The following is a 525-nucleotide window of genomic DNA, read 5'->3' on the forward strand; positions in this document are numbered from 1 at the left end:
TGCCGGTACAGCTCCACCGGCGCCTCGCCCGTGCGCACCAGGTGGATCGTCGTACCGTCCTCGTCGGTGGAGCGGCCGACGACCGCCGAGCAGCCGTCGCGGCCCAGCGCGAGGCCCGCCGGGTACGAGGGGTCCAGGCCCGGGGCGGCCAGCTCGTCCTCGCCGCCGGAGAACCGCTGCCGGCGCCAGACGCCGAACTCGTCGCCGTCCTTGTCGTCGAACCACCAGATCCACTCGCCGTCCGGCGAGAGCACCCCGTCCGTCGTGCCGTTCGGCCGCTCCGTCACCTGGCGCTGCTCACCGGTCGCCCGGTCCCAGGCGTACAGCTCGTACGTCCCTGTCGCGTTCGACACGAACAGGGACCGGTCGGGGGCGTCCTCCGCCCAGTCGGGAAGGGACACCCGGGGCGCGCGGAAGCGCTTCTCCCAGTCCGGCATCTCCCCGGTCTGCTGCACTCGCTCGGTCTGGTGGTCCGCCCGGTCCGGCGCGTCGGACCCGTTGCTCTCAGTCATGACCCCATACTGC

At 73.1% G+C, this 525-nt stretch carries 1 protein-coding gene; it reads right to left on the reverse strand.

What is annotated here, in order from left to right:
- On the reverse strand, positions 1–512 hold a 512-nt coding region (locus LPA54_RS36385; RefSeq protein ID WP_368857896.1), incomplete at its 3' end, for a TolB family protein.
- Positions 513–525 lie beyond the last annotated feature (13 nt).

Source organism: Streptomyces sp. DH12 (genome assembly GCF_020873895.1).
In the GTDB taxonomy this organism is placed as follows: domain Bacteria; phylum Actinomycetota; class Actinomycetes; order Streptomycetales; family Streptomycetaceae; genus Streptomyces.